The sequence below is a fragment of the Petrachloros mirabilis genome, from assembly GCF_975968855.1.
Window position 1 is genome coordinate 1 of sequence record NZ_CDLUDY010000008.1, and the last position, 2,644, is coordinate 2,644.

The window sequence follows — 2,644 nt, forward strand, 5'->3', positions numbered from 1 at the left end:
GACGGCCTGATGAACAATGTTTGCCCCAGAAGTCCTGAGTGGTGTCGGCGCAGATACAGTCCTCATATCTGTCGTGGCATGTTCCTCAGTTCCCGAAGATTTGTGCACTCTGACCAAAAGAGTAGTCCCTTGTGGTTCAATCGCGAATTCAGCTCCACGCTCAAGGTCAAACACGAGCCTCACTTTGTCCGCATGATGCCCAAGCCGTACACGCTTCAAGTATTGATGGTGCAGCTTCCCGAGTGGCGTTTTGATCGAAGATGTGACGTTAGGGAAATCGACGACGAGCCGTTTCTCATCTGGCTGCGATGGCTCAAAGAGAAGCTTGCCATCTCCCGCTATCATGACGGTGACTTCACGATCCTCCTGCTTGATATGAATGTCTGTCAGCATACGGGCTTCCCTGCCGACAAATGGAACGTGTGTTCCTTCCGTTCTACTTTGATCTGTCACGATGTTGCCGGTTGAAACGACTGTGTTGGCTAAGGCTCCCATCGATGACACCACCATGAGGAAACTTGTCACTCCCAATGGGTAAAGGACACGACTCATCGTAGTTGTCTGCAACTTATGTTGTGTCATTCTAGGCCCTCTTTCGGATGGAGAAGCTTGACATACTCCCGTTCCTGTTTTCTTCCATACACATCTGTGTAGCGCTCTTGAACAATAATCCCTTTCTCGGTAATAGCGCTAACTACCCCGCTATTCGGCCCAACCCGTGTTCCCTTTCGTATCGTATAACCGTTGCCGTCAGGAGTTTGCACCATCGCGGTGTATCCATACGCTCCCCACACAACCGCAATTAGATTCATGTCGGTCAGACTGACACGCTGCAACGGCGGAAGCGTGGGATCGGCCTGGCCGGGAGCGAGTTGACTCAGCACCGGGAAAAATGGATCGCGCCTACCGGACGGATCGTATCCTCCAATCATGGGTAAGGCGTCAGGAGGGAGGGCCCCCGCCACAGATGCATCACCTTCAGCTGACGACTCAGGCAGATCGGCAACTGGAACATCTCTCGTCAGATCTGCGGGATTTGGAACCTTTACCGATTCCTGCCGCAATGGGGCCAGCTGCCCAGAATGCGGGACTAGATCGGCTCCCAACACAAACTCACCCCCACACAGAGTTCCAATCGTGCTGAGGGTAACGATCACAGTCTTACTGACCCACCTACCCTTCATGGGTGAAATCTCCCCGTGGCTCCAACCACCTCTCACCATTCGGCTCAATAACAGACCTAACGTCATTGCAGGCCCTTAGTTTACCTTTGTAGTGCCGCCAGTCGTCCCCGCTGCAGCAGCAACGACCTTCTCCTGGGACGCAGCATATGCGATCAGATCGAAGACGGTTTGCGCGACAACGCGCCCCTTCTCCGTCTTCGGATTGCCCATCTTGAGATTCGAGACGGTGATAATTCTAGGCAAACTGTTGATCCTGTCGAAGAATAGTGCTGCCGTGTGATATCCTCCAGACACTTCGACATTCACAGGCAACTTCACGAACAACTTAGATGGGTCTTCACTCTTTCCGCCCGGTTTCCAGAGCTTGATATCCAACCCAAGCCTGATAGCGAGATCAGAAACCTGTTTCAGCAACATCACGGCCTCTTCCTCAGGCGGCAGTCGCTCTTTCTTCTTCGCCAATTCAATTTCTAATTGTTTATTGGCAGCGATCAACTCGTCCAAATGCTTAATCTTAATTGTCAGTGTTGTGATTTCCTGATTCAATTTCGCAACATCCTGCTCAAGAACCACTATTTCTGCACTCTTCGGTTCAACAACCTGGTAGTAGAAGGCAACCAAGATCCCGCCCAACACGAGCACCAGCAAAGCCACCTTTTGCATCGGTGGGACTGTGCGCAAGACTTCCAGGTTAAATTCGGGCATCTTCATAGTAAGTTATTATCCTTTGAGGCGGAACCCCAACTTGAATTGGTACAGACTGACCTTACTTTCTGTAGCCGCGCGACTTTCCAGCAAGGTAATGTCCGTAAAGTAGTCGGTGCGCCGCAAGTTATTCACGAACTCGACGACATCATCGTTTGTGAGAGCACGTCCCTCGAGATCTATGGATTGCCCGTTCACGCCGACCCTCACAAGCCATAGCTTCAGAGGATCGAGGCTCTGGCTTACATGATCAAGAACTTTCACCGGCCCCACACGAGACTTTTCCAGTTGGTCAATAACCTGATTCTTTGCTTCCAGCAGTTTCTTCTTCGCTTCAAAGTCTGCAACCTGCTTTACTTGCTCTTTAAGCTGAGCGACTTGTTTTTCCTTTTCAGCCTTATCCACTCGTTTTGCAGCAATTTCCGCCTCCAGCGCGTCCCAATAGAACCAACATCCCGCTAAAGTAACCACCAGAAGACCGATCCCCAATAAGAACTGCGCCCGAACATCGTATTGAGGTTTTGCTGGATGCCCTTTAGGTCCAATCGAGAGAAGATTTATTCGAATCATCGGTCACCTACCGATCGAAGGGCGAGCCCCACTCCCACTGCCGCAATCGGCGCCAGTTCCGCCAATGACGCTTCATCAAATTCGCTTCCGGAAGTGTCGATTTCGGCGAATGGATTCACTACTTCAATCGTTATCTGCATACGATCCCGCAATTGCTGGTCCAATCCGCTTATCTGTGCCCCGCC

General features: G+C 51.3%; 5 protein-coding genes. All 5 read right to left on the reverse strand.

All coding sequences use genetic code 11. The features are described 5' to 3' along the window. On the reverse strand, positions 1–582 hold a 582-nt coding region (locus tag ACWVCN_RS00345), incomplete at its 3' end, for an AMIN domain-containing protein (RefSeq protein ID WP_455243511.1). Next, complete coding sequence (locus ACWVCN_RS00350; RefSeq protein ID WP_455243512.1) at positions 579–1,184, reverse strand: pilus assembly protein PilP; 606 nt, start codon at positions 1,182–1,184, stop codon at positions 579–581. The genes ACWVCN_RS00345 and ACWVCN_RS00350, both read right to left, overlap by 4 nt. Before the next feature lie 75 nt (positions 1,185–1,259). Then, complete coding sequence (locus ACWVCN_RS00355; RefSeq protein ID WP_455243513.1) at positions 1,260–1,895, reverse strand: type 4a pilus biogenesis protein PilO; 636 nt, start codon at positions 1,893–1,895, stop codon at positions 1,260–1,262. Between the two features lie 9 nt (positions 1,896–1,904). Continuing rightward, the gene (locus ACWVCN_RS00360; protein ID WP_455241268.1) at positions 1,905–2,459 is read right to left on the reverse strand and encodes a PilN domain-containing protein; all 555 of its coding nucleotides are present in this window, start codon (positions 2,457–2,459) and stop codon (positions 1,905–1,907) included. Further along, positions 2,456–2,644 (reverse strand): pilus assembly protein PilM (gene pilM / locus ACWVCN_RS00365; protein WP_455243514.1); only part of this gene is annotated, 189 nt, incomplete at its 5' end. The genes ACWVCN_RS00360 and pilM, both read right to left, overlap by 4 nt.

Bases quoted from the DNA above. Each gene is read 5' to 3' on its own strand.
- ACWVCN_RS00360 (WP_455241268.1), bottom strand. From the start codon at position 2,459: ATGATTCGAATAAATCTTCTCTCGATTGGACCTAAAGGGCATCCAGCA.
- ACWVCN_RS00355 (WP_455243513.1), bottom strand. From the start codon at position 1,895: ATGAAGATGCCCGAATTTAACCTGGAAGTCTTGCGCACAGTCCCACCG.
- ACWVCN_RS00350 (WP_455243512.1), bottom strand. From the start codon at position 1,184: ATGAAGGGTAGGTGGGTCAGTAAGACTGTGATCGTTACCCTCAGCACG.